This window comes from Rhodanobacter sp. GW835-FHT13D09 (assembly GCF_058793995.1).
Genome location: NZ_JBXAGL010000005.1, coordinates 21433 through 42095, shown reverse-complemented (window position 1 = coordinate 42095; position 20663 = coordinate 21433). Strand labels below are relative to the sequence as shown.

21 protein-coding genes are annotated in these 20663 nt (G+C 68.8%); 8 read left to right on the top strand and 13 right to left on the bottom strand.

The window, feature by feature from the left end:
- Window positions 1–12 precede the first annotated feature (12 nt).
- The gene (locus AC1Q5A_RS08805; protein ID WP_492700257.1) at window positions 13–1497 is read right to left on the bottom strand and encodes an aldehyde dehydrogenase family protein; all 1485 of its coding nucleotides are present in this window, start codon (window positions 1495–1497) and stop codon (window positions 13–15) included.
- A 194-nt stretch (window positions 1498–1691) separates the two neighbouring features.
- On the opposite strand from AC1Q5A_RS08805, the gene ygiD reads away from it, so the two are divergent.
- Window positions 1692–2489 (top strand): 4,5-DOPA-extradiol-dioxygenase, encoded by a 798-nt coding sequence (gene ygiD, locus AC1Q5A_RS08800; protein WP_492700255.1) that lies wholly within the window; start codon window positions 1692–1694, stop codon window positions 2487–2489.
- A gap of 160 nt (window positions 2490–2649) precedes the next feature.
- On the opposite strand, the gene AC1Q5A_RS08795 is transcribed toward ygiD, so the two are convergent.
- The 4 genes from AC1Q5A_RS08795 to AC1Q5A_RS08780 all read right to left on the bottom strand — a co-directional run bounded on the left by AC1Q5A_RS08795 (window position 2650) and on the right by AC1Q5A_RS08780 (window position 5515).
- Window positions 2650–3924, bottom strand: coding sequence for a M20 family metallopeptidase (locus AC1Q5A_RS08795; RefSeq protein ID WP_492700253.1), 1275 nt, complete (start codon window positions 3922–3924; stop codon window positions 2650–2652).
- Between the two features lie 112 nt (window positions 3925–4036).
- Window positions 4037–4588, bottom strand: a complete 552-nt coding sequence (locus AC1Q5A_RS08790) for a DsbA family protein (RefSeq protein ID WP_492700252.1) — start codon at window positions 4586–4588, stop codon at window positions 4037–4039.
- Window positions 4585–5097 (bottom strand): redoxin domain-containing protein, encoded by a 513-nt coding sequence (locus AC1Q5A_RS08785; protein WP_492700251.1) that lies wholly within the window; start codon window positions 5095–5097, stop codon window positions 4585–4587. Before AC1Q5A_RS08785 ends, AC1Q5A_RS08790 begins: the two co-directional genes overlap by 4 nt.
- 34 nt (window positions 5098–5131) lie before the next feature.
- Window positions 5132–5515: a TraR/DksA family transcriptional regulator gene (locus tag AC1Q5A_RS08780; protein ID WP_492700249.1), complete on the bottom strand. Its 384-nt coding sequence runs from the start codon at window positions 5513–5515 to the stop codon at window positions 5132–5134.
- 389 nt (window positions 5516–5904) lie between these two features.
- Between AC1Q5A_RS08780 and AC1Q5A_RS08775 the strand changes: the two genes are divergently transcribed.
- From AC1Q5A_RS08775 to gnd, 4 genes are all read left to right on the top strand, one after another.
- Window positions 5905–6915, top strand: a complete 1011-nt coding sequence (locus tag AC1Q5A_RS08775) for a two-component system sensor histidine kinase NtrB (protein WP_492700247.1) — start codon at window positions 5905–5907, stop codon at window positions 6913–6915.
- A 282-nt stretch (window positions 6916–7197) separates the two neighbouring features.
- Window positions 7198–8577 (top strand): nitrogen regulation protein NR(I), encoded by a 1380-nt coding sequence (gene ntrC / locus AC1Q5A_RS08770; protein WP_492700245.1) that lies wholly within the window; start codon window positions 7198–7200, stop codon window positions 8575–8577.
- A gap of 147 nt (window positions 8578–8724) precedes the next feature.
- Window positions 8725–10062: a glucoamylase family protein gene (locus AC1Q5A_RS08765; RefSeq protein WP_492700243.1), complete on the top strand. Its 1338-nt coding sequence runs from the start codon at window positions 8725–8727 to the stop codon at window positions 10060–10062.
- Window positions 10063–10093: 31 nt separating this feature from the next.
- The gene (gene gnd, locus AC1Q5A_RS08760; protein WP_492700497.1) at window positions 10094–10999 is read left to right on the top strand and encodes a phosphogluconate dehydrogenase (NAD(+)-dependent, decarboxylating); all 906 of its coding nucleotides are present in this window, start codon (window positions 10094–10096) and stop codon (window positions 10997–10999) included.
- A 203-nt stretch (window positions 11000–11202) separates the two neighbouring features.
- Here the strand turns inward: gnd and AC1Q5A_RS08755 are convergent, their stop codons facing one another.
- The 7 genes from AC1Q5A_RS08755 to AC1Q5A_RS08725 all read right to left on the bottom strand — a co-directional run bounded on the left by AC1Q5A_RS08755 (window position 11203) and on the right by AC1Q5A_RS08725 (window position 15348).
- A complete protein-coding gene (locus AC1Q5A_RS08755) occupies window positions 11203–11751 on the bottom strand; it encodes a DUF488 domain-containing protein (protein WP_492700241.1) in 549 nt (182 codons plus the stop codon).
- 3 nt (window positions 11752–11754) lie between these two features.
- The gene (locus tag AC1Q5A_RS08750; protein ID WP_492700239.1) at window positions 11755–11967 is read right to left on the bottom strand and encodes a hypervirulence associated TUDOR domain-containing protein; all 213 of its coding nucleotides are present in this window, start codon (window positions 11965–11967) and stop codon (window positions 11755–11757) included.
- A 150-nt stretch (window positions 11968–12117) separates the two neighbouring features.
- On the bottom strand, window positions 12118–12387 hold the full coding sequence (locus AC1Q5A_RS08745) for a BrnA antitoxin family protein (RefSeq protein ID WP_492700237.1): 270 nt from the start codon (window positions 12385–12387) through the stop codon (window positions 12118–12120).
- Window positions 12347–12748, bottom strand: coding sequence for a BrnT family toxin (locus AC1Q5A_RS08740; protein ID WP_492700235.1), 402 nt, complete (start codon window positions 12746–12748; stop codon window positions 12347–12349). Before AC1Q5A_RS08740 ends, AC1Q5A_RS08745 begins: the two co-directional genes overlap by 41 nt.
- A 150-nt stretch (window positions 12749–12898) precedes the next feature.
- A complete protein-coding gene (locus AC1Q5A_RS08735; protein WP_492700234.1) occupies window positions 12899–13603 on the bottom strand; it encodes a LytR/AlgR family response regulator transcription factor in 705 nt (234 codons plus the stop codon).
- On the bottom strand, window positions 13603–14655 hold the full coding sequence (locus AC1Q5A_RS08730) for a sensor histidine kinase (protein WP_492700232.1): 1053 nt from the start codon (window positions 14653–14655) through the stop codon (window positions 13603–13605). Before AC1Q5A_RS08730 ends, AC1Q5A_RS08735 begins: the two co-directional genes overlap by 1 nt.
- A gap of 30 nt (window positions 14656–14685) precedes the next feature.
- Window positions 14686–15348 carry an alpha/beta hydrolase gene (locus tag AC1Q5A_RS08725; RefSeq protein WP_492700230.1) on the bottom strand — a complete coding sequence of 221 codons (663 nt, stop codon included), beginning with the start codon at window positions 15346–15348 and terminating at the stop codon, window positions 14686–14688.
- A gap of 295 nt (window positions 15349–15643) precedes the next feature.
- Between AC1Q5A_RS08725 and AC1Q5A_RS08720 the strand changes: the two genes are divergently transcribed.
- A complete protein-coding gene (locus tag AC1Q5A_RS08720; RefSeq protein ID WP_492700228.1) occupies window positions 15644–18091 on the top strand; it encodes a S9 family peptidase in 2448 nt (815 codons plus the stop codon).
- A 163-nt stretch (window positions 18092–18254) separates the two neighbouring features.
- On the opposite strand, the gene AC1Q5A_RS08715 is transcribed toward AC1Q5A_RS08720, so the two are convergent.
- Entirely contained in the window at window positions 18255–18890 is a 636-nt protein-coding gene (locus AC1Q5A_RS08715) for a hypothetical protein (protein WP_492700226.1), read from the bottom strand.
- Window positions 18891–19063: 173 nt separating this feature from the next.
- On the opposite strand from AC1Q5A_RS08715, the gene folE reads away from it, so the two are divergent.
- Together folE and AC1Q5A_RS08705 are read left to right on the top strand one after the other, a co-directional pair.
- Complete coding sequence (folE, locus tag AC1Q5A_RS08710) at window positions 19064–19687, top strand: GTP cyclohydrolase I (protein WP_492700225.1); 624 nt, start codon at window positions 19064–19066, stop codon at window positions 19685–19687.
- Between the two features lie 206 nt (window positions 19688–19893).
- Window positions 19894–20604, top strand: coding sequence for an RNA polymerase sigma factor (locus tag AC1Q5A_RS08705; RefSeq protein WP_492700223.1), 711 nt, complete (start codon window positions 19894–19896; stop codon window positions 20602–20604).
- Window positions 20605–20663 lie beyond the last annotated feature (59 nt).

Below are 20663 nucleotides of genomic sequence, written 5' to 3'. Positions count from 1 at the left end.
GGGTGGATGGAACTAGAACGGATAGCTGCGCGGCGTGTGCTGCACCGAAACCCAGTGCGCCGAGGTGAACTCGTCGATGATCCAGTCGCCGCCGAAACGGCCGATGCCGGAGTTCTTCTCGCCGCCGAACGGGGTATGCGGCTCGTCCTCCACCGAGGTGTCGTTCACATGGGTCATGCCCGCCTCGATGCCGTGGGCGAAACGTACGCCGCGCTCCAGGTCGCCACAGAACACCGCGCTGGAAAGCCCGTAGTCGGTGGCGTTGGCCAACCGCAGCGCGTCGGCCTCGTCCTTCGCGCGCACGATCGGCACGATCGGCCCGAACGATTCGTCGCGGAACAGCGAACTCTCCGGCGAGACGTGGGTGAACACATGCGGCGGCAACAGCTGCCCGTCAGGCTCGCCGCCCAGCACTTGAGTGGCGCCTTGCTGCTTCGCCAGCGCGATCTTCTCGACCAGGCCGCGCAGCTGGGCGGCGTCGATGATGGGGCCGATTGCAGTGGCGATGTCGTCGGGGTCACCGACCTTCAGCTTGCGCACGTGGTCCACGAAGCGCTCGACGAAGGCATCGTGCAGCTTTGCATCGACGATGATCCGGTTGATGCTCATGCAGATCTGTCCCTGGTGCAGGAAGCGGCCGAACACGGCGGCGCGTACCGCCTGTTCGACATCGGCGTCGGCCAGCACCACGAACGGGCTGTTGCCACCCAGTTCCAGCGCCACGCGCTTCAGATGGGCACCGCTGGAGGCGATGCGGCCGATGCCCTGGCCCACCGCCGTGGAGCCGGTGAACGAGATCAGCCGGGGTTGCGGATGCGCCACGAAGTAGTCGCCGATTTCGCTGCCGGCACCCACAGTGACGCTGAGCATGCCGACGGGCAGGCCGGCTTCCTCGAAGATCTTCGCCAGCAGCAGGCCGCCGCTGACCGGGGTGTCGCTGGCCGGCTTCACCACCACCGCGTTGCCCAGCGCCAGCGCCGGCGCCAGCGAACGCTGGGTGAGGTGCAGCGGGAAGTTCCACGGGCTGATGATGCCGACCACGCCGAGCGGGCGGCGGTAGACCCGGTTCTCCTTGCCGGGGATGTCCGAGGCCAGGATGCGGCCGGCCACGCGGTACGGGAACGAGGCCGCTTCGCGGGTGATGGCGCGGGCGCTGTCCCATTCGATGTTCGCCTTCAGGCGGGTCGAGCCCGCCTCGCGGATCAGCCAGCCGATGATCTCCTCGCGCCGTTCGTCGAAGATGCGCAACGCGTTGTGCAGCACCTGTGCGCGTTCGGCCGGCGCGGCGGCGGCCCAGCCGGGCTGCGCGTCGGCAGCGGCGCGGTAGGCGTCGTCCACATCCTGCGCGGTGGCCAGCGGAATCGTGACCAGGGTCTTGCCGGTGTAGGGATCGGTGTCGGTGTTGCGGCGGGTGGAGCGGCCGCTTCGCCAGGTTCCGGCGATCGGCTGGTGGTCGAAGCCGTCATACGGTTTCGAAGGCGACTTTGGTGTGTTCATATGGGCTTCCCGGTATGCCGTATTGCGTGGCGGCGTGGCCGTCATCCGCAAACCTTTGCGATCCTGGCGCGGCATGCACGGCCAGGACGGCCGTCCATTCGCGATCCGTGGCACCGCACTGCCGATCACGCCAGACTAACGCCGCGGATGTCAGCAATACGTGGATATGAAACGTCATGGGTGGAGTTCTCCCGATGCCTGAGCGGAATACCCCGGCGACCCGGATGCCGACGATCTTCTTCGGCCATGGCAATCCGATGAACGCGCTGCACGACAACGCCTGGACGCGGGGCTGGGCGGCGATCGGCCAGCGCCTGCCGCGGCCGCGCGCGGTGCTGTCGGTGTCGGCGCACTGGTACCTGCCCGACACCGCGGTGACCGCGATGGCGGCGCCGCGCACCATCCACGATTTCGGCGGCTTCCCGCGCGAGCTGTTCGAGGTGCAATACCCCGCGCCCGGTGACCTCGGGCTGGTGCGCCGCGTGCGCGAACTGCTGCGCCCGCTGGAGGTGCGCGCGGATGTGTCTTGGGGACTGGACCACGGCACCTGGTCGGTGCTGCGCCACGTCTACCCCGATGCCGACGTGCCGGTGGTGCAGTTGTCCATCGACGAGTCGCAGCCGCCGGCGTTCCACTATGGGCTGGGCCGGCTGCTGCGGCCGCTGCGCGACGAGGGCATCCTGCTGATCGGCAGCGGCGACGTGGTGCACAACCTGCACAGCTATGCCTGGGGCCGGCATCCGGTTGAACCGTTCGACTGGGCGCAGCGTTTCGAGGCGACGGCGCGCGAGTTGATGCTGCGCGGCGATCACCACGCGCTGACGGACTACGAAGCACTGGGTCGCGACGCGGAGCTGTCGATACCGACGCCGGACCACTACCTGCCGCTGCTGTACGTGCTCGGCGCCAGCCACGAGGGCGACGCTGTGACGTTCCCGGTCGAGGGCATGGACGGCGGCTCGATCTCGATGCTGAGCGTGCAGTTCGGCTGAGCATCAACGTCGCCCGCGCCGGCCGTTACCGGGACACGTTGCGTTCCGGTCTTCAGTGGCTCGCCGCAGCTGCCGGCTCCGGGCGGCGATAGACGCGGCCGCTCTTCATCACGAAATCCACCCGGGCGACGATGGTGGCTACGGCCGGCTGTTCCATGGTTCAGGGTGCAGCCGACAGCCATGCCCGCGCGGCCACCATCAGCGTCTCCACGCCGGTCTCCAGGGTCGGATGGAGCACCGGCAGGAAGCGCGGGTTGTGGTTGGTCGGGATCTCGTTGAGGCGGTTTTCGGCCTTCGCTTTCGCGTAGGTGTCCGGGTCGGTGCCGCCGACGAACCAGAACACCGACGGCACGCCCCATTCGGCGCCGAACGAGCCGAAATCCTCGCTGGCCGAGGTCGGCCCGGTTTGCCGGATGCGCTCGGCCGGGAAGTGTTGGCGGAACGCCTCGACCACGGTCGTGGTCGCCGCGTCGTCGTTGGTCACCAGCGAATAGTTGTCCAGCGGCGTGATCTCCGGCGGCTTCGGCGCGCCGGAGGCCGCCGCCTCGGCGTTGACGATGCGGGTGATCGCGGCGAGCACGCGCGTGCGCACGCCCTCGTCGAAGGTGCGCACGTTGAGCTTGATGACGGCCTCGTCGGGTATCACGTTTTCCTTGGTGCCGGCCTGCAGCGAGCCGATCGTGACCACCGCCGCCTCGGTGGGCGCCAGCTCGCGGGCGACGATGGTCTGCAGCCGCAGCACCGTCGCCGCCGCCATCACCACCGGATCGATGCTGGCCTGCGGCATCGATCCGTGCGCGCCGCGGCCGAACAGGCGGATCTGCAGGCTGTCGGCGGCCGAGGTGATCACCCCCTTGCGCCCGCCGACCGCGCCTGCCGGACCGACCATGACATGCTGCCCGAGCACCACGTCGGGCTTGGGGAAACGCTTGAACAGCCCGTCGTCGATCATCGCCTGGGCGCCTTGGGCGGTCTCCTCCGCTGGCTGGAACACCGCCATCAGCGTGCCCCGCCAAGTGTCGCGGCTCTGCGCCAGCAGCGTCGTCGCGCCCACCAGCCAGGTGACGTGCATGTCGTGGCCGCAGGCGTGCATCACCGGCACGCTCTTGCCTTCGCGGTCGACCGCCGTGACCTTGCTCGCGTACGGCACGCCGGTCGCTTCCTGGACCGGCAGCGCGTCCATGTCGGCGCGCAGCATCACGGTGGGCCCGTCGCCGTTGCGCAGCAGGCCGACGACGCCGGTCTTGCCGATGCCGGTGGTCACTTCATAGCCGGCGGCGCGCAGATGGTCGGCCGCCAGGCCCGCGGTGCGCGTTTCCTGCATCGAGAGTTCCGGGTGCGCGTGGATATCGGTGTACAGCGCCTCCAGCCGCGGCAGCAGATCGCGGAGATCGTCCGGCAATGGCTTGGCGGAAGACAGCGGTTTCTCGTTCATGGTCGTGGGAATCCCGGTTTCGAGCGTGTGATGGAAGCTGCTTCATGGCAGCGGACATTTCGTGCGTGACCCAGCGAGGTGGCGTTACCTGGTGGCCCGGGCCGGCGCGAGGTCACGGTTGCCGCGCGATCGCACGGCCGATGCTGTGCACCAGTGTGTCGAAGTCGCCCTGGTACAGGTAGCCGTTGACGTAGAAGCTGGGCGTGCCGTTGACGCCGCTGCGCACGCCGCCCATGAAGTCGCGGCGGATGTGCGCATCGATGTCGGGGCTGCGCAGGGTGGCGGCCAGTGCCTGCTCGTCCAGGCCCAGCGCGCGCACGCCGGCTTCCAGGCCGGCGCCGCCGCGGCGCGCCCAGTCGTCCTGGTTCTCGTACAGCCAGTCGTGCATCGCCCAGAACTGGCCCTCGACCGCCGCGGCCTCGGCCAGTTCGGCAGCCATCTGGGCGTAGGGGTGGGCCTGGCTCAGCGGGAAGTGGCGGAACACGAAGCGCAGGTTGCCGGCGTAGCGGTGCTGCAACTGCTTCACCAGCGGGTAGGCCATGCCGCAGGCCGGGCACTGGAAATCGCCGTACTCCACCAGGGTCACCACGGCGTGCGCGTTGCCCTGGATATGGTCGTGCGCGGCTACCGGTACGGCCAGGATCGAATCCTCGTGCAGCATCATGTAGCCTCCTGCGCGGCATCGGCGGGCAGCGCCTTCTGGACGTTGTTCGACGGCAACGCTTCCAGCGCCTTGATGATGCCGGCGGCGCCGGGGTTCACGCCCATCGGCGAGAGATAGCTCCAGCGGATCACGCCGTCGCCGTCGATCACGAACAGCGCACGGCCGGCGATGCCGCCCTTCGCGTCGTAGACGCCATACGCGCGCGCCACCTCGCCCTTCGGCTCGAAGTCGGACAGCAGCGGAAAGTGGAACTTGCGTTCGCGCGCCAGCGCGGCATGGCTCCACACGCCGTCGACCGAGATCGCCAGCAGCTGCGCGTTGAGGCGGGCGAACTCGTCCAGCAGTTCGTTGTACAGCGCCAGCTGGTCGCTGCACACCGGGCTCCAGTCGGCGGGGTAGAACGCCAGGATCACGTTGCGGCCGCGGAACTCCTTCAGCGCCACGGTCTGGTCGGGGGTGGAGTGCAGGGTGAATGCCGGCGCGGTGGTGCCGGCGGCAAGGATCGTCATGGCGGACTCGTTTCAGGCGTCGACAATAGGCGGGTTATCCGCGGGTTTCGTGGGCACGTTCTTCCTGCACGGTGAGCACGGCTTCGGGCGTGGTCTCCAGCCGGGCCTTCGGGATCGGCTTGCCGCTGAGATCGGACAGGCCGTAACTGCCCTCGCCGATTTTCTGCAAGGCGCGCTCGATGTTCGCCACGCGGCGATCGTCCACATCGTGCAGCGCCTGGTCGACTTCCTGCTGCGACAGATCCTGCGCGTCGTCCTCTTCTTCCTCGGCCTCGTCGCCGTGCTCCAGCTGGAACGCACGCCTGCTGGCCAGGTCGTCTTCCTCGCCGCCCAGCAACTGCCTGAGCAACGCCAGCAGTCGCAGCCGTTGCTGCTCGACGAACTCCCGGCTCAGGCCGGCCTGCTGTTCCGACGACATGGGATGCTCCCGATCATGGCACCCGCACAGGGGCGTCCGACTACAGTGGAATCAGCCGGGTGAATGCGCTGTAAAAAATGCCCGGCCAGCGGCCACCCATCGTGCAGCGCCGGCAGCTCGGCCGAGGCGCCATGAGGCGCTGGATCGACGGGCGACCTATGGCGTTGCGCGCAGTCCGCTCGCGCCGAGGCGCCATTCATCCGAAGCACACGCCGGAGACCGTGCCATTCGGTGGCGGCAGATCGCGGATTGCTGGCGCAGCGGGCTCCGGCATCTGGAACAAAACCGCCCGGGGATGCGTGGGCGGCCGGGAACAAAAGAGCACGGCGGCACAGTGCCGCCCGTTCGCCCGATTTGCACCAAGACGAAACATTGTCCATGATGGTGCAATGAACGAACCGGTGTGGCGGACGTGGGCGGAGCAGATGGCGACCGGGCTGGCCCTGGTCGACGCGGAGCTGCGCTTGCGTTGGCTCAATCCGGCCCTGGTCGAATGCCTGGGGCTGGGTTTCCGCAATGCGGTGGGGCAGCCGCTGGGGCTGTTGCTGGACGATGCCGACGAGGGCGCGGCGCAGGTGGCGAAGGTGTTGGCGGAGCAGCGGCCGACGCAATGGCGTGGGGTAGCACTGGCCGCGGCCGACGACCGCAAGCTCAGCGCGGATATCGCGCTGCAACCGTTCGGCGATGGCCTGCTGCTGGAAGTGCACGTGCTGGCCGAACCGCCGTCGACTGGCTCGCCGCTGTCGGCCACCTTGCGCGGCTTCGCGCACGAGGTGAAGAACCCGCTGGCCGGCCTGCGCGGCGCGGCGCAGCTGCTGCAGCGGCGGGTCGACAGTGAGGACCTGCAGGCGCTGGCCGGCATGATCATCGACGAGGCCGACCGGCTCGGTGCACTGGCGAACCGCCTGCTGCATCACGACGGCGCGGCGCAGCTCGGTCCGGTCAACATCCATCGCCTGCTGGAACGGCTGTGCGACCTGCTGCTGGCCGAACCCGCGCCGCCGCAGCTGCGCCACGACTACGACCCCAGCGTGCCCGACCTGCACGGCGACGCCGGCCGCCTGCATCAGATCCTGCTCAACCTCGCCCGCAATGCGCTGGAAGCCGGCGCGCGTACGCTCACCCTGCGCACGCGGATCGAGCACGGCGTGCGCGTGGGCGAGCGGATGCTGCGTATGGCGCTGCGGGTGGACGTGATCGACGACGGCCCGGGCGTGCCAGCCGCGCTGCGCGATACGCTGTTCCAGCCGCTGGTTTCCGGCCGCGCCGACGGCACCGGCCTGGGCCTGGCGCTGTCGCGCGAGATCGCCCACGAACACGGCGGCGAGCTGCGCTACGCCAGCCGCCCCGGCCACACCGTCTTTTCGCTGTACCTGCCCATGGAGCGCCCGCATGACTGATGCCCGCATGCACGCTCTGCTCCCTCCCCTGCGCAGCAGGGGAGGGCTGGGGTGGGGTGCGCCCTTGATCTTCCTCGCCACCCGGCGCAACCCCCTCCCGACCTCCCCCTGCTGGCAGGGGGAGGAGCCCGGCAGAGCGAGCCATGTCCCGCACGTGCTCCCTCCCCTGCGCAGCAGGGGAGGGCTGGGGTGGGGGCAGCTCTTGATCTCTCTCGCCACCCGGCGCAACCCCCACCCATCCTCCCCCTGCGCTGCAGGGGGAGGAGCCCGCAGAGATGAGCCATGACGGAAGAAATCTGGATACTCGACGACGACCGCGGCGTGCGCTTCGTGCTGGCCGAGGCGCTGCGCGATGCCGGGCTCGCGGTGCGCGAGTTCGACGCGGTGGCCGGCGTGCGCGCTGCGCTGCGGGGCACGCACCCCGCGCTGCTGCTCACCGACGTGCGTATGCCGGGCGAGGACGGGCTTGGCCTGCTCGGCGAACTGCAGGCGCAGGGCATCGGGCCGGTGATCGTGATGAGCGCGTATACCGACGTGGCCACCACCGCCGCGGCGTATCGTGCCGGCGCGGTCGACTACCTGGCCAAGCCGTTCGACCTTGACCAGGCGGTGGCAGCGGTACAGCGTGCGCTGGCCAGCGTGGCCGCGCCGGCAGTGCCCGCCGGCCCGGCGCTCGCGCCGAACCATGCGCTGCTCGGCGAGAGCGCGTCGATGCGCGAAGTATTCCGGCTGATCGGCCGGGTTGCCGCCAGCGACCTCAACGTGCTGGTCACCGGCGAGACCGGCACCGGCAAGGAGCTGGTGGCGCGCGCACTGCACGAGGAAAGCGCGCGCCGCGAGCGGCCTTTCGTGGCGCTGAACACAGCGGCGATTCCGTCGGAGTTGCTGGAGAGCGAACTGTTCGGCCACGAGGCTGGCGCGTTCACCGGGGCCGCCCGCCGCGTCGCCGGGCGCTTCGAGGAGGCCGAGGGCGGCACGCTGTTCCTCGACGAGATCGGCGACATGCCGCTGATCCTGCAGACGCGGCTGCTGCGCGTGCTGGCCGGCGGCGAGTTCTACCGCGTGGGCGGGCGCGAGCTGATCCGCTGCAACGTGCGCATCGTCGCCGCCACCCACCAGGACCTCGTCGCGCGCGTCGCCGCCGGCCAGTTCCGCGCCGACCTGATGCATCGCCTCGACGTGGTGCGCATCCATCTCCCTGCGCTGCGCGAGCGCCGCAGCGACATCCCGCTGCTGGCCCAGCACTTCCTCGCCGCCACCGCGCAAGAGCTGAAGCTGCCGCCGAAGCGCTTCTCGAAGACCGCGCTGAAGCTGGTCGCCCAGCGCGACTACCCCGGCAACGTGCGCGAGCTGGAAAACCTGTGCCGCCGGCTGGCGGTGATCGCGCCCGGCAGCGAGATCCTGCCGGGCGACCTCGGCAGCAGCGCGGACAGCGTGCGTGGCGGCGAATGGACCGACGCGCTGCGCGAATGGGCGACTCAGGCGCTGGCCGACGGCGAGGCGGACATCCATGCACGCGCCCGCGCGGCGCTCGACCAGACCCTGCTCAACGTCGCGCTGCAGGCCACCGACGGCCACCGGCAGAATGCAGCGCAGGCACTGGGTGTGGGCCGCAACACGCTCACCCGCAAGCTTGGTGCCTCGCGCACGCGGCGGCGCTGAACCGGCGTCGCGTTGCAGCGTCAACCTTCGCTTCACCGGGCCACGGAGTAGGATGGCGAGGCTGTCGATCCGCCGATCGACCGTTGCGGGACGGCCGTACGATCGATACGTTCCAGCGCGCCAACCGCGGAGGCCACGACCCGATCCATGCGCTCCCACCCGCCCAGCGATCCGCACGCAGCCGGCACCCGGCTGCAGCACCTGCAGAACAAGGCGTTCGCCTACTTCCAGTACGAGACGAACCTGGCGAACGGCCTGGTCGCGGACAAGACCGCGCCGGACTGGCCGGCCAGCATCGCCGCCACCGGGCTGGCGCTGAGCTGCTATCCGGTGGCGGTCGAGCGCGGGCTGCTGGGCCACGATGCCGCGATCAGACGCACGCTGGCCACGCTGCGCTTCTTCCGCGACAGCCCGCAGGGCGAGCAGCCCGATGCCACCGGTTATCGCGGCTTCTACTACCACTTCCTCGACATGCGCAGCGGCCGGCGCGCATGGCAGTGCGAGCTGTCCACCGTGGACAGCGCCCTGCTGTTCGCCGGCATGCTCACCGCCGCCGCGTACTTCGATGGCGACACTGCCGAGCAGAGGGAAATCCGCGACACGGCGAACTTCCTCTACCAGCGCGCGGAATGGCCGTGGGCGCAGGCCGCCGACGGCACCCTCGGCCACGGCTGGCATCCGGAAAGCGGCTTCATCCCGCATCGCTGGCAGGGCTACGACGAGGGCCTGCTGCTGTACGTGCTGGCGCTCGGCTCGCCGACCCATCCGCTGCCGCCTAGCGCGTATGCCGCCTGGTCGTCCACCTACGAGTGGAAGCACTGCTACGACATCGACTACCTGTACTGCGCCCCGCTGTTCACCCACCAGCTGTCGCAGGCCTGGATCGACTTCCGCGGCATCCGCGACGCGTTCATGCGCGACCAGGGCATCGACTACTTCGAGAACAGCCGCCGCGCGACGCAGGTCCAGCAGCGCTACGCGATCGACAACCCGCTCGGCTTCAAGGGCTACGGCGAGTACTGCTGGGGCATCACCGCCTGCGACGGTCCCGGGCCGGCCACGTCGAAGATCGACGGCATCGAGCGCCGTTTCGAGGACTACGTGGGCCGCGGCGTGCCGTACGGCATCGACGACGGCACGCTGGCGCCGTGGGCGGTGGTGGCCTCGCTGCCGTTCGCGCCGGAGATCGTGCTGCCGACCTTGCACCATTTCATCGACATGCTGCAGCTGCACGACGCGCATCCCTACGGCTTCAGGGCCAGCTTCAACCAGACCTGGATCGATCAGCCGGGCCAGTCGCCCCGTTGCTGGGTCTCGCCGTACTTCTTCGGCCTCAACCTCGGCCCGATCGTGCTGATGGTGGAGAACCACCGCAGCGGCATGCCGTGGCAGTTGATGCGCGGCTGCCGCGCCATCGTCGACGGCCTGCGCCGCGCCGGTTTCGACGGCGGCTGGCTGGATGCCGCGAACAGGCGGGCGTCCTGATCCTTTCCTCTACTGCTACGGAGCAAACATGATGGAACTTGGCATGGTGGGTCTCGGGCGCATGGGTGCCAACATGGCCGAACGGCTGGTGCGCGGCGGCCACAAGGTCGCCGGCTTCGACCCGAACGCGGACGCGCGCAAGTCCGCCGAGGCGGACGGCATTGCGCCGGCGGCCTCGCTGGAGGCGCTGGTCAAGGCATTGCCCGCACCGCGCGTGGTGTGGCTGATGGTGCCCGCCGGCAAGATCACCGACGACACCGTCGACGCGCTGCTGCCGCTGCTGGCCAGGGGCGACACGGTGATCGACGGCGGCAACTCCAACTACAAGGACACCCTGCGCCGCGCGCAGCGGTATGCCGAACACGGCCTGGGCTATGTCGACTGCGGCACCAGCGGCGGCGTATGGGGCCTCAAGGAGGGCTACAGCATGATGATCGGCGGCGACGAAAAAACCGTCGAGTCGCTGCGGCCGATCTTCGAGACGCTGGCGCCGGCGAAGGACCAGGGCTGGAGCCGGGTCGGCCCGGTCGGCTCCGGCCATTACACCAAGATGGTCCACAACGGCATCGAGTACGGGATGATGCAGGCCTACGCCGAGGGCTTCGCGATCCTCAAGCATAAGGAGGAGTTTGGCCTCGACCTGCACCAGGTCGGCGAGATCTGGCGCTACGGTAGCGTGGTGCGTTCGTGGCTGCTCGACCTCGCCACCGACGCGCTCGGCAAGAACCCGAACCTGGACGGTATCGCGCCCTACGTGGTCGACTCCGGCGAGGGCCGCTGGACCGTGAACGCCGCGCTGGAACTCAACGTCTCCGCCCCGGTGATCACGCTGTCGCTGATGGAACGCTTCCGCTCGCGCGACAGCGATTCGTTCGCCGACAAGTTGCTGGCGTCGTTGCGGAACGAGTTTGGGGGGCATGCGATCAAGAAGGAGTAGTGTGGGTCCGCATCACTCCCTCGATGCTTCCGTAGGAGCCCGCGTGCGGGCGATGCTCTTGACGCTCCCACATTCGTTGCCCGAACGGCCCACTTCTTTTCCGCCGTTCGCGCCGGCAGGCATCGAACCCTCGTCCCGTCATGCCTGCGAAGGCAGGCATCGCATTTCAGCCGTCCCGCCCGCGGTGAAGCCTTCGATTCCGGCTACAGCAAGCCACCTTGCGTCGGCGCATAACTCAACCGGCCGTCCACGATGTGCGCCGCCGACGTGTACGGGTGCACCGTGCTGTGCGCGGCGTCGATGATGTGGATGACTTCGATGCCGCGCAGCTTCAGCACGTCGGCGATGATCGAGCGGTGGCAGCGCCACCACACCGCCTCGGCGCACATCATCGCGGTGCGCTTGCCAACCGCCAGCTGCAGCAGTTCGGCCAGGCCTTCGGCGAACTCCGCGGTGGCGGTGTAGTCGGCGTAACCCTGGAACGAGGCATTGCGCCATGCGGTGTTCGGCGAGCCCGGCTGCACCTTGCGGCGACCGCCCAGCTTCGGTATCCATTGATAGGCGATGCCATGTGCGGGCAGCGTGGCGGCCAGCGCGTCGCCGGCGAAATACGGATAGCGGCGCGAACCGGGGAAGCGTCGCACGTCGGCGATCGCCTCGATCCGGTATTCGCCCAGCAGGCCGAGGAACTCCTCCAGCGTGCGGGTCGAATGGCCGATCGTCCAGATCGTGGCGGGATCATCGGTGGGCATCGCTCAGTCGATCTTGTGCAGCGCCGCGCCCTTGTGCATGGCGACGTGGTCGGTCTTGTCACTCTGGATCTCGTACTGCGGATCGGCCTCGCTGCAACGGTGCATGTGGCCCTTGTACTCGGTATCGCGCGTATGCACTTTGGTGATCCGGCCGGTCACGTAGCCCGCTTCCGAATTCCAGCGTACGTGATCGCCGACTTTGAAGGGGTGACTCATGGTGGCTCCAGTGGCGGCAAATCCGGGGGCCATTGGAGCATGTCGTCCGTTCAGATCAGGTGGATCCGACCAATCGACTCCACGCCCAAGGCCATCAGCGCGAGGGGCGAAGTTTAATTGGCCACGTTCCCTTTAATTTCCTAAGGAATGTTAGCCAGCAGCCCGCCCCTTGGGTGCGGACTTCTCAAGTGCCTCAGCCATGCGAGTCTGCCACCCGGGGCCACTGGCCTTCCAGCGAGCGATCACTTGCGGAGGGAGGCGGAGTGACAGCAGCTGGCGAGGGTTCTCAAGCTTTGGCCGCCCGCGCCGCACCAGCTTGTCGCCGTGGTACAGGTCTGCACCGGCAATCCAGTCGTCCGTGATCTCCGGCAAATCCGGATCAGGAGAGATGTGGGATGAGCTTTTTTGCTTCGCGTTCATGGCAATGCCTCATGCTGATGACGCGCCTTGCAGCGCCGCGGGGCGTCCATGCGAAGACGACAAGCCGTGAGTCAAGCCAGCCAGCAGTGATGAAGCGAGGCTCGTTGTAGTCTTGGCGATCGTCGGTGCGAGTGAAGTGCGGCCCGGTAAACACTTCATTGGCGCGCAGCATGTCGAGGCTGCGCTCGTGCAGAGTCCACTCGCGCTTGGTTGGGTCGCATGTGATTCGCACGGCCTTAACGTAGCTACGAAAATAGGTGTTGTCAAGTGCCAAAAACTGGCTTCTGCGTGCTAACGCGGCGCAGAAAAACCTCCGCCGATCCTGCTTCAATAGCGCGACGTGAACACGGGGGATTGGCATGGCACGCCTCGGCCCACGGCACCGGCGCGGAGCAGGAGTTGCTGCTGCCCGTCCTGGAAGCCTGCGCCGATCAGCGTACTTATCACCCACAATCCCGATGATAAAAGTCGTTGTTCTGGCTTGCTTGCAGGGTTTGGCGGCCGCGAGCGTTCAGCCAAGCCGCAGCAGCTTCCTCACCGCCGGCAAATTGCGCCGGCTGATCTCGGGGTGGAGGTCGCTGCCGTCGAGGCGGGCCAGCACGCGGCCGTCGGCGAGGGTCTTGAGGCCGAGCAGGCGCGGTGGCGGGACGAGGCAGTTGCGGTGCAGGCGGATCAGCTGGTAGGGGTAGGTTTCCTCGAGCTGGCGCAGCGAATCCTCGATCAGCAGTTCGCCGCGGCGATGCTGCACGACCACGTATTTCTCGTCGGCGAGCAGGCAGATCACTTCGTCCAGCGCGATGCGCACCTGTTCGCCGCGCAGCCGGCCGTGCAGGTAAGCGGCCGGCTCGCGCGGGGCGTCGGCGAGGCGGCGTTGCGCGCGCTGCAGCGCGTCGCGCAGGCGGTCGAGCCGCACCGGCTTGAGCAGGTAGTCGACCGCGCCCAGCTCGAACGCCTTCAGTGCGTGCGCTTCGTAGGCGGTGCAGAAGATCACCTGCGGCCGCGCCCGCCCGGCCAGGCGCTGCGCCAGCACCACGCCGTCGGTGCCGGGCATGTTGATGTCCAGCAGCAGCGCGTCCGGCTGCAGTTCGTCGAGCGCGGCCAGCGCGGCTTCGCCGTCGCCGACGCTGCCGACAACCTCCGTCTCGGCGCATTCGCCCAGCAGCGCGATCATGCGCGCGCGCGCCAGCGGTTCGTCGTCGACCACCAGCACGCGCATCAGGCCGAGCCTCCCGGCAGTTGCAGCAGCACCACGAAGCGCTCGTCCTGAGCGCCGGCCTGCACCTTCGCCAGCGGTCCGTAGCGGTAGGCCACGCGCTGGCGCACGCTGTCCAGGCCATGGCCGTTGCCGGCGGCGGGCGGGCTGGCCGGCAGCGGATTGCCAATCTCGACGCGCACGCCGTTGCCGTCACGCCAGCCGCGCAGGCTCACCTCGCCGCCTTCGCGCAGCGGCTGGATGCCGTGGCGCACCGCGTTCTCCACCAGCGGCTGCAGCAGCAGGCGCGGCAGCGGAAAATCCCGCGGCAGCCCGTCCAGTTCGCGGCGCACGCGCAGGCGGTCGCCCAGGCGCAGCTGTTCGATCGCCAGGTAGCGTTCGACCAGCGCCAACTCCTCGCCCAGCGTGCCGTCGGCGCTGTCGTGCTGGCCCAGCGCGGCGCGGAACAATTCGGAGAGGTCTTCCACCGTGCGTTCCGCGGCGTCGGGGTCGACCCGGATCAGCGCCGCCACCGTGTTCATGCTGTTGAACAGGAAGTGCGGCCGGATGCGCGCCTGCAGCGCCTCGACCTGGGCGCGGGTGACCGCCGCCAGCCGCGCCTGCCACTGCGCCAGCACGTAGAAATAGCGCAGCATCGCGGCGCCGAGCAGGGCGGCGATCAGCACGTTGTCGCGCACGAACACGGGCAGGCTGCCGCGCACCAGGTGCATCTGCAGTGCGCCGTCGAACCAGTGCGCCGCGATGCTGCCGGCCAGCACGACCAGCAGGATCAGCAGCCACACACCCACATACGGCAGGTGCCCGGGCAGGCGCTGCAGCCATGGCCGCAGCGCGCACAGCGTCACCGCCGCGACCATGCCCAGCAGGGTCGCGAAAAGCATGCCGACGCTGTAGGCCGACCAGTCGCGCGGGTCGTCGCGCGCCAGCCACATCACGGTCACCGTCAGCGCGCCCACCACGAGCAGCGCGAACAGCGCCGGCAGCTGGCAAAAATCCGGCAGCGGGCTTTGTTCGATGCGGCCGCGCGTGGCGCGGCGGGAGGTGGGTTCGCGCATGCGGGCAAGTATGCCGCAGCGCGGTCGTGCTTACGCCAGCCGCTGGCCCAGCCAGCGGCGCAGGTCGTCGATCTCCTCGGCGCAGACCGCGTGGGCCATCGGGTAGGTATGCCAGTCCACCGCGTAACCCAGTGCCTGCAGTGCATCGCGCGAGGCGAGGCCGCGCGGAAGCACCACCACCGGGTCGGCCGTGCCGTGGCCCCAGAAGATCGGCGTGGCCGCGTTCGCGGCGCTGCGCTCGGCGGCGATCGTGGCGGAGATCGCCAGGTAGGTGGACAGCGCGACGATGCCGGCCAGCTTTTCCGCATGGCGCAGGCCGGCGGCCAGCGCGATCGCGCCGCCCTGCGAGAAGCCGGCGAGGATGATCCGCTCGCTCGGCACGTCGCGCTCGTGCTCGCGCGCGATCAGCGCCTCCACCGCGGCGATCGAGGCGCGGATGCCGGCCTCGTCCTGCCGCGCGGCGGCGTCGAACGCGTAGATGTCGTACCACGCGCGCATCGACATGCCGTTGTTGACCGTCACCGGGCGCACCGGCGCATGCGGAAACACGAAGCGCAGCGCCGGCCATGCCGGGTCGACCAGCTCCGGTACGATCGGCGCGAAGTCGTGGCCGTCCGCGCCGAGGCCATGCAGCCAGAGGATGCTGTAGCGAGGATCGGCGCCGGTTTCGTGTTCGACGGTGGGGAGGGCCATGGCATGGATCGACAGCGGGAGACGAATCCCATCGTAGCAGTCTCGACCCCCCGCCTCGATATGCAGAGCCCCCAGGCGGTCGGTGCTCTTGCCCTGATCCCACGGAGGAGCATCGAAACCAGCGCATCGCCCGCCAGCGGGCTCCGACAGGGTGGATGATTTATCTTTCGGCGCCGCGGCGCGGTAGTCACAGGGGGATGCACGATCTGCCTGCCCGCCTCTGACTTTCGGCAGGGGGCGCCACGGATCTCCGGCGCGCTCGGTTATGCTGACGTTTTTTGCCCGGGAAGAATCCATGCGTCGATTGCTGCTGGCCGCCCTTGTTGCCCTCACCGTCGCGCCGCTGGCGGCGGTCGCCACGCCGGCATCGGCGCCGCTGGACCTGGAAACCGTGATGGCCAACCCCGACTGGATCGGCCAGCCGGTGGAGACGCCGTACTGGAGCGTGGACGGGCGCAGCCTGTACTACGCGCTGAAGCGCGACGGCAGCCCGGTGCGCGATCTGTACCGGGTCGACCCGGCCGGCGGGCAGGGTGTGAAGCTGGACCCCGCGGCGCTGGCGCAAGCCGACGGCCCGGCGGTGTTCGATCGCGCGCACAAGCGCGCCGCGTTCATCCTGCACGGCGACGTGTTCGTGGTCGACCTGGCCAGCGGCCGCCGCCAGCAGGTGACGCGTACGCCGCAGGCGGAGTCCTCGCCGCGATTCTCCGCCGATGGCCGCGCGCTGCAGTACCGCGCCGGCAACGACTGGTACAGCTACGACCTGGCCAGCGGCGTCGCGGCGCCGGCGGCGATACTGAAATTCGCCGACGATCCGCAGGCGAAGCAGCCCGATGCGCTGGGCAGGCGTCAGCTCGAGCTGTTCAAGACGCTGCGCGAGATCAAGGCCGACAAGCAGGCCATGCGCGACGAGGACAAGGCGCTGGACGTGGCCGACCCGGGCCGTGCCCCGCAGCCGTTCTGGCTGGGCGACAAGTCCCGCGCGGTGGATACCGAACTGTCGCCGGACGGCCGCTGGATGCTGGTGGTCACCGTGCCCAGGGACTACGCCAAGGGCGAGGCGCCCAAGGTCAACCACTACGTCACCGAGAGCGGCTATACCGAGGCGAAGGACGCACGCATCTACGTCGGGCGCAACGATCCCGCGCCGCAGTCGCTGCTGCTGCTGGACCTGCGCGGGCACCAGCAGTACCCGCTGAAGACCGACGGCCTGCCGGGCATCAAGGACGATCCGCTCAAGGCGCTGCGCGCGCAAGCCGTGGCCGCGCTGGAAAAGGCCGGCAAGCAGGACGAGGCGAAGGCGCTGAAGGCGCCCGATGTGCGTGCGGTCCGCATCATCCCCGGCACCGACGGCATTGGTGGTGGCGGCATCGTGTGGAGCGACGACGGCAGCCAGCTGGCGATCCAGCTGCGCGCGATCGACAACAAGGACCGCTGGATCGCCAGCGTGGACTTCGACAGGCACGCGCTGGTACCGCAGCACCGGCTCACCGACCCGGCGTGGATCAACTGGAACTTCAACGATTTCGGCTGGCTGAAGGACGGCCGCACGCTGTGGTACCTGTCCGAGGAAACCGGCTGGTCGCAGCTGTATACGAAGCCGCTGGGCGGCAAGGCGAAGGCGCTGACCGCCGGCCGGTTCGAGGTGAGCCATCCGCAGCTCGACGAGGGCGGCCGCTGGTTCTACCTGCGCACCAACAAGGTGGCGCCGTACAGCTACGACGTCTACCGCGTGCCGTCCGCCGGCGGCGAGCTGGCGCGCGTGACGAACTACCAGGGCATGGACGACTTCGCACTGTCTCCCGACGGCACGCAGCTCGCCGTGCTGCATTCCGCGCCATACCTGTTCGCCCAGCTGGCGGTGCAGCCGTCCGCCGGCGGCACGCCGCGCGAGCTGACCCGGACGATGAAGCCGGCCTACCTGGCGCACGACTGGATCGCGCCGAAGATCGTCGAGGTGCCGTTCTCGCACGGCGCCGGCTCGATCTACGCGAAGTACTACGGTCCGGCCAGTGAAACCGACGCGCCCGCCTCGCGGCCGGCGGTGATCTTCGTCCACGGCGCCGGCTACCTGCAGGACGTCAAGCTGTCGTCCACGTACTATTTCCGCGAGCAGATGTTCCACAACCTGCTGGTGAGCCAGGGCTACGTGGTGCTGGACATGGACTACCGCGCTTCGGAAGGCTACGGCCGCGCCTGGCGCACCGCGATCTACCGCCAGATGGGCCACCCGGAGCTGGAGGACCTGCTCGACGGCAAGGCCTGGCTGGTGAAAAACCACGGCGTCGATCCGCGGCGCGTGGGCATCTACGGCGGCAGCTACGGCGGCTTCATGACCGAGATGGCGCTGCTGCGCGCGCCCGGCGAATTCGCCGCCGGCGCCGCGCTGCGCCCGGTCAGCGACTGGACGCTGTACAACCACGAATACACCTCGAACATCCTCAACGATCCGCAGCTCGATCCCGCGGCGTACCGGGCCAGTTCGCCGATCGAATACGCGGAAAAGCTGCAGGACCCGCTGCTGATCCAGCACGGCCTGATCGACGACAACGTGTTCGCCGAGGATTCGATCCGCCTGTACCAGCGCTTCATCGAACTGCACAAGAAGAACTTCTGGATGTCGCTGTACCCGCTGGAGCGCCACGGCTTCGTGCATGCCGATTCCTGGTACGACGAATACCGGCGCATCGATGAGCTGTTCGATACGTACGTGAAGCCGGTGAGGGATGGGTCGCCGCACTGATCGCGGGTCGTTGCCGATCGTGCCGATGCGGGACGCATCCCGTGCGCGAGCTCTTCGCTGGTGTGGCGGAAGGTATCTCGCACAGGGTTGTGTTTCTGCGGGTAGGCACCCCGCATTGCGCGCAGCGCGGGGTGCCAGGGACAGTGTTGTCGGACGAACCGGCTCAGTGCAGCGCGGCCAGTTTCACGCCCTTCACCTTCAGTGCCTGCGCTACGTCGTACATCGCCTGGTTGAGGATCTTGTGGGTGTTCTCGTCGGCGCCATGGCCGAACTTCGCGTCGATGTCCTGCATCACCTGTACGTGGATGTCATGCGACAGGGCCTTGTCGAACAGGTAGCCCGACCACCAGGTGCCGTCGGCGGTGGTGCCAGCCGCCACCAGCGTGCCGGCCAGCTTCGCGCCCTTCAGGTCCGCCGGCGCCGCCGGCAGCTTCACGCCCGCTTCGGTGGCGCGCTTCAGGCCGTCATTGACGGCGAAGGTCATGCCGGCGATGAAGTTGTCGGTGGCGGTCTTGCCGTACTGCTTGGTGAGCTTGGCCACTTCGGCGTTGACGGTGTCCTGGCCAAGCATCGAAACCAGCGCCGTGGCGAAATTGAAGTGGCTCGCGCCACCACCGGCCTCGACCAGGGCGGCGGTGACGTTCAGCGCGGGCGCGCCGCTGTAGGTGACGCCGCCGAACCAGTTCATCTGCGAGGCGTACATGCTGTGCACGGGTGTGGCCGGGGTTTGCTGCGCCTGCACGGCGGCGATGCCGCCAAAGGTGAGCGCGAGGGCGAGTGCGAAGACGGTCTTGTTCATGGTGATCACTCCTTCAAAGGGTAGCGCCAGCGAGCGGATGCGCGTTGTAGACGTACCTGTGCGCATGGGATGCGATCAGCCCGGGGGAGGTTCCGGGTGATCGACCGCGCACGCGGGAACCTCGTGCGCGCCCGGTTCATCTGATCGTCGACCACCACAAAAAAGGCCCTCCCATGCTCGATTTCGACCAGGCTTCCGCCCAGCCGGCCATGCTGCCTGCAGTGGCCGAAACCCCCCATCCGACCCGCGCCGAAGCGGAGGCCGCGGTGCGTACGCTGATCCGCTGGGCCGGCGACGAGCCGGCACGCGAAGGCCTGCTGGCCACACCGGCGCGGGTGGTGCGCGCCTACGAGGAGTGGTTCGCCGGCTACCGGCAGGACCCGGTCGGCCTGCTCAGCCGCACCTTCGGCGAAGTCGGCGGCTACGATGAGCCGGTGTTGCTGCGCGACATCCCGCTGCAGTCCACCTGCGAACACCACATGGCGGCTATCCGCGGCGTGGTGCACATCGCCTACCTGCCGCAGCGGCGCGTGGTGGGCATTTCCAAGCTGGCGCGGCTGGTCGAGGCGCTCGGCCGGCGCCTGCAGATCCAGGAGCGGCTCACCGCGGAGATCGCCGACACGCTGGCCCGCGCGCTGCAGCCGCGTGGCGTGGCGGTGATCGTCGAGGCCAGCCACGAATGCCTTTCCTCGCGCGGGGTGCGCCTGCACGGCGTGTCGATGCGGACCCGGCGCCTGCTCGGCGAGTTCGCGCAGGAACCGTGGCGGCAGGAGATCCTGGCCATGCTCGCCGGCTGAGAGGCTGTGAGTTTTCAGCCTCTCAGCCCGGCCATGGATGGCCGGGCGCGAATCGGGCACGCAAGTGCCCGATTCGCGTGAGCGAGTCCGGACATGCGCCGGACTTGCGGCTGAAAAGTTGCGCAGGAAGCGCAATTTTTCACAGACGCTGAACGGGAACCTCGGGCCACCCTGGCGCATCGGATCAGGTGTAAAAGGAGAAAGCCATGTCAGCCCATGCCCATGTTGCTTCCGTCGACTACGCCGCGCTGGACGACCACGCGCTGGTGGCGCAGGTCCGCGACGGCCATCGCGAGGCGTTCCGCCACATCATGCAGCGCTGCAACCAGCGGCTGTTCCGTGTGGCGCGCGCCGTGATCGGCGAGGATTCGGAAGCGGAAGACGTGCTGCAGGAATCGTATATGCGTGCCTATCACAAGCTGGATTCGTTCCGCGGCGACTCGACCCTGTTGACCTGGCTGACCAGCATCGTGTTGAACGAGGCGCGCGGCCGCCTGCGCAAGCGCCATGCGATGGTCGGCCTCGAACAGATCGACGCCGAGCCGGACGATACCCACCAGATCATCCGCTTCCCCTCGAAATTCGGCAGCGAGGATCCGGCCGTCGCGGCCGCGCGCACGCAGATCCGTCACCTGCTCGAACACGCCATCGATGAACTGCCGCCGGCGTTCCGCACCGTCTACATGATGCGCGAGGTGGAGGAGTGTTCGGTCGAGGAAACCGCCAGCCTGCTGGCGATCAAGCCGGAAACGGTGAAGACCCGCCTGCATCGCGCGCGCCGGCTCCTACGCAGCTCACTGCAGGGCACCCTGGCCGAAACCGTGGGCGGGGCGTTCCCGTTCATGGGCCAGCGCTGCGCCCGCGTCGCCGACGCGGTGATGGCACGTCTGGACGCCGAGCCGCACGCGATTCCGTAGGGCGGGCACGGCCCGCCGGCTTCCTGCTGCCAAAGCGGCGGGCCGTGCCCGCCCTACGA

What these genes read in the sequence shown, in the direction of transcription:
- AC1Q5A_RS08780 (WP_492700249.1), bottom strand. Translation starts at nt 5,515, where the DNA reads ATGTCGTCGGAACAGCAGGCCGGCCTGAGCCGGGAGTTCGTCGAGCAG.
- folE (WP_492700225.1), top strand. Translation starts at nt 19,064, where the DNA reads ATGCTCGATTTCGACCAGGCTTCCGCCCAGCCGGCCATGCTGCCTGCA.
- AC1Q5A_RS08715 (WP_492700226.1), bottom strand. Translation starts at nt 18,890, where the DNA reads ATGAACAAGACCGTCTTCGCACTCGCCCTCGCGCTCACCTTTGGCGGC.
- AC1Q5A_RS08790 (WP_492700252.1), bottom strand. Translation starts at nt 4,588, where the DNA reads ATGATGCTGCACGAGGATTCGATCCTGGCCGTACCGGTAGCCGCGCAC.
- AC1Q5A_RS08755 (WP_492700241.1), bottom strand. Translation starts at nt 11,751, where the DNA reads ATGCCCACCGATGATCCCGCCACGATCTGGACGATCGGCCATTCGACC.
- AC1Q5A_RS08805 (WP_492700257.1), bottom strand. Translation starts at nt 1,497, where the DNA reads ATGAACACACCAAAGTCGCCTTCGAAACCGTATGACGGCTTCGACCAC.
- AC1Q5A_RS08720 (WP_492700228.1), top strand. Translation starts at nt 15,644, where the DNA reads ATGCGTCGATTGCTGCTGGCCGCCCTTGTTGCCCTCACCGTCGCGCCG.
- AC1Q5A_RS08750 (WP_492700239.1), bottom strand. Translation starts at nt 11,967, where the DNA reads ATGAGTCACCCCTTCAAAGTCGGCGATCACGTACGCTGGAATTCGGAA.
- AC1Q5A_RS08725 (WP_492700230.1), bottom strand. Translation starts at nt 15,348, where the DNA reads ATGGCCCTCCCCACCGTCGAACACGAAACCGGCGCCGATCCTCGCTAC.
- ygiD (WP_492700255.1), top strand. Translation starts at nt 1,692, where the DNA reads ATGCCTGAGCGGAATACCCCGGCGACCCGGATGCCGACGATCTTCTTC.
- AC1Q5A_RS08775 (WP_492700247.1), top strand. Translation starts at nt 5,905, where the DNA reads ATGAACGAACCGGTGTGGCGGACGTGGGCGGAGCAGATGGCGACCGGG.
- AC1Q5A_RS08785 (WP_492700251.1), bottom strand. Translation starts at nt 5,097, where the DNA reads ATGACGATCCTTGCCGCCGGCACCACCGCGCCGGCATTCACCCTGCAC.
- AC1Q5A_RS08765 (WP_492700243.1), top strand. Translation starts at nt 8,725, where the DNA reads ATGCGCTCCCACCCGCCCAGCGATCCGCACGCAGCCGGCACCCGGCTG.
- AC1Q5A_RS08795 (WP_492700253.1), bottom strand. Translation starts at nt 3,924, where the DNA reads ATGAACGAGAAACCGCTGTCTTCCGCCAAGCCATTGCCGGACGATCTC.
- AC1Q5A_RS08745 (WP_492700237.1), bottom strand. Translation starts at nt 12,387, where the DNA reads ATGAACGCGAAGCAAAAAAGCTCATCCCACATCTCTCCTGATCCGGAT.
- AC1Q5A_RS08730 (WP_492700232.1), bottom strand. Translation starts at nt 14,655, where the DNA reads ATGCGCGAACCCACCTCCCGCCGCGCCACGCGCGGCCGCATCGAACAA.
- ntrC (WP_492700245.1), top strand. Translation starts at nt 7,198, where the DNA reads ATGACGGAAGAAATCTGGATACTCGACGACGACCGCGGCGTGCGCTTC.
- AC1Q5A_RS08735 (WP_492700234.1), bottom strand. Translation starts at nt 13,603, where the DNA reads ATGCGCGTGCTGGTGGTCGACGACGAACCGCTGGCGCGCGCGCGCATG.
- gnd (WP_492700497.1), top strand. Translation starts at nt 10,094, where the DNA reads ATGGAACTTGGCATGGTGGGTCTCGGGCGCATGGGTGCCAACATGGCC.
- AC1Q5A_RS08740 (WP_492700235.1), bottom strand. Translation starts at nt 12,748, where the DNA reads ATGCCAATCCCCCGTGTTCACGTCGCGCTATTGAAGCAGGATCGGCGG.
- AC1Q5A_RS08705 (WP_492700223.1), top strand. Translation starts at nt 19,894, where the DNA reads ATGTCAGCCCATGCCCATGTTGCTTCCGTCGACTACGCCGCGCTGGAC.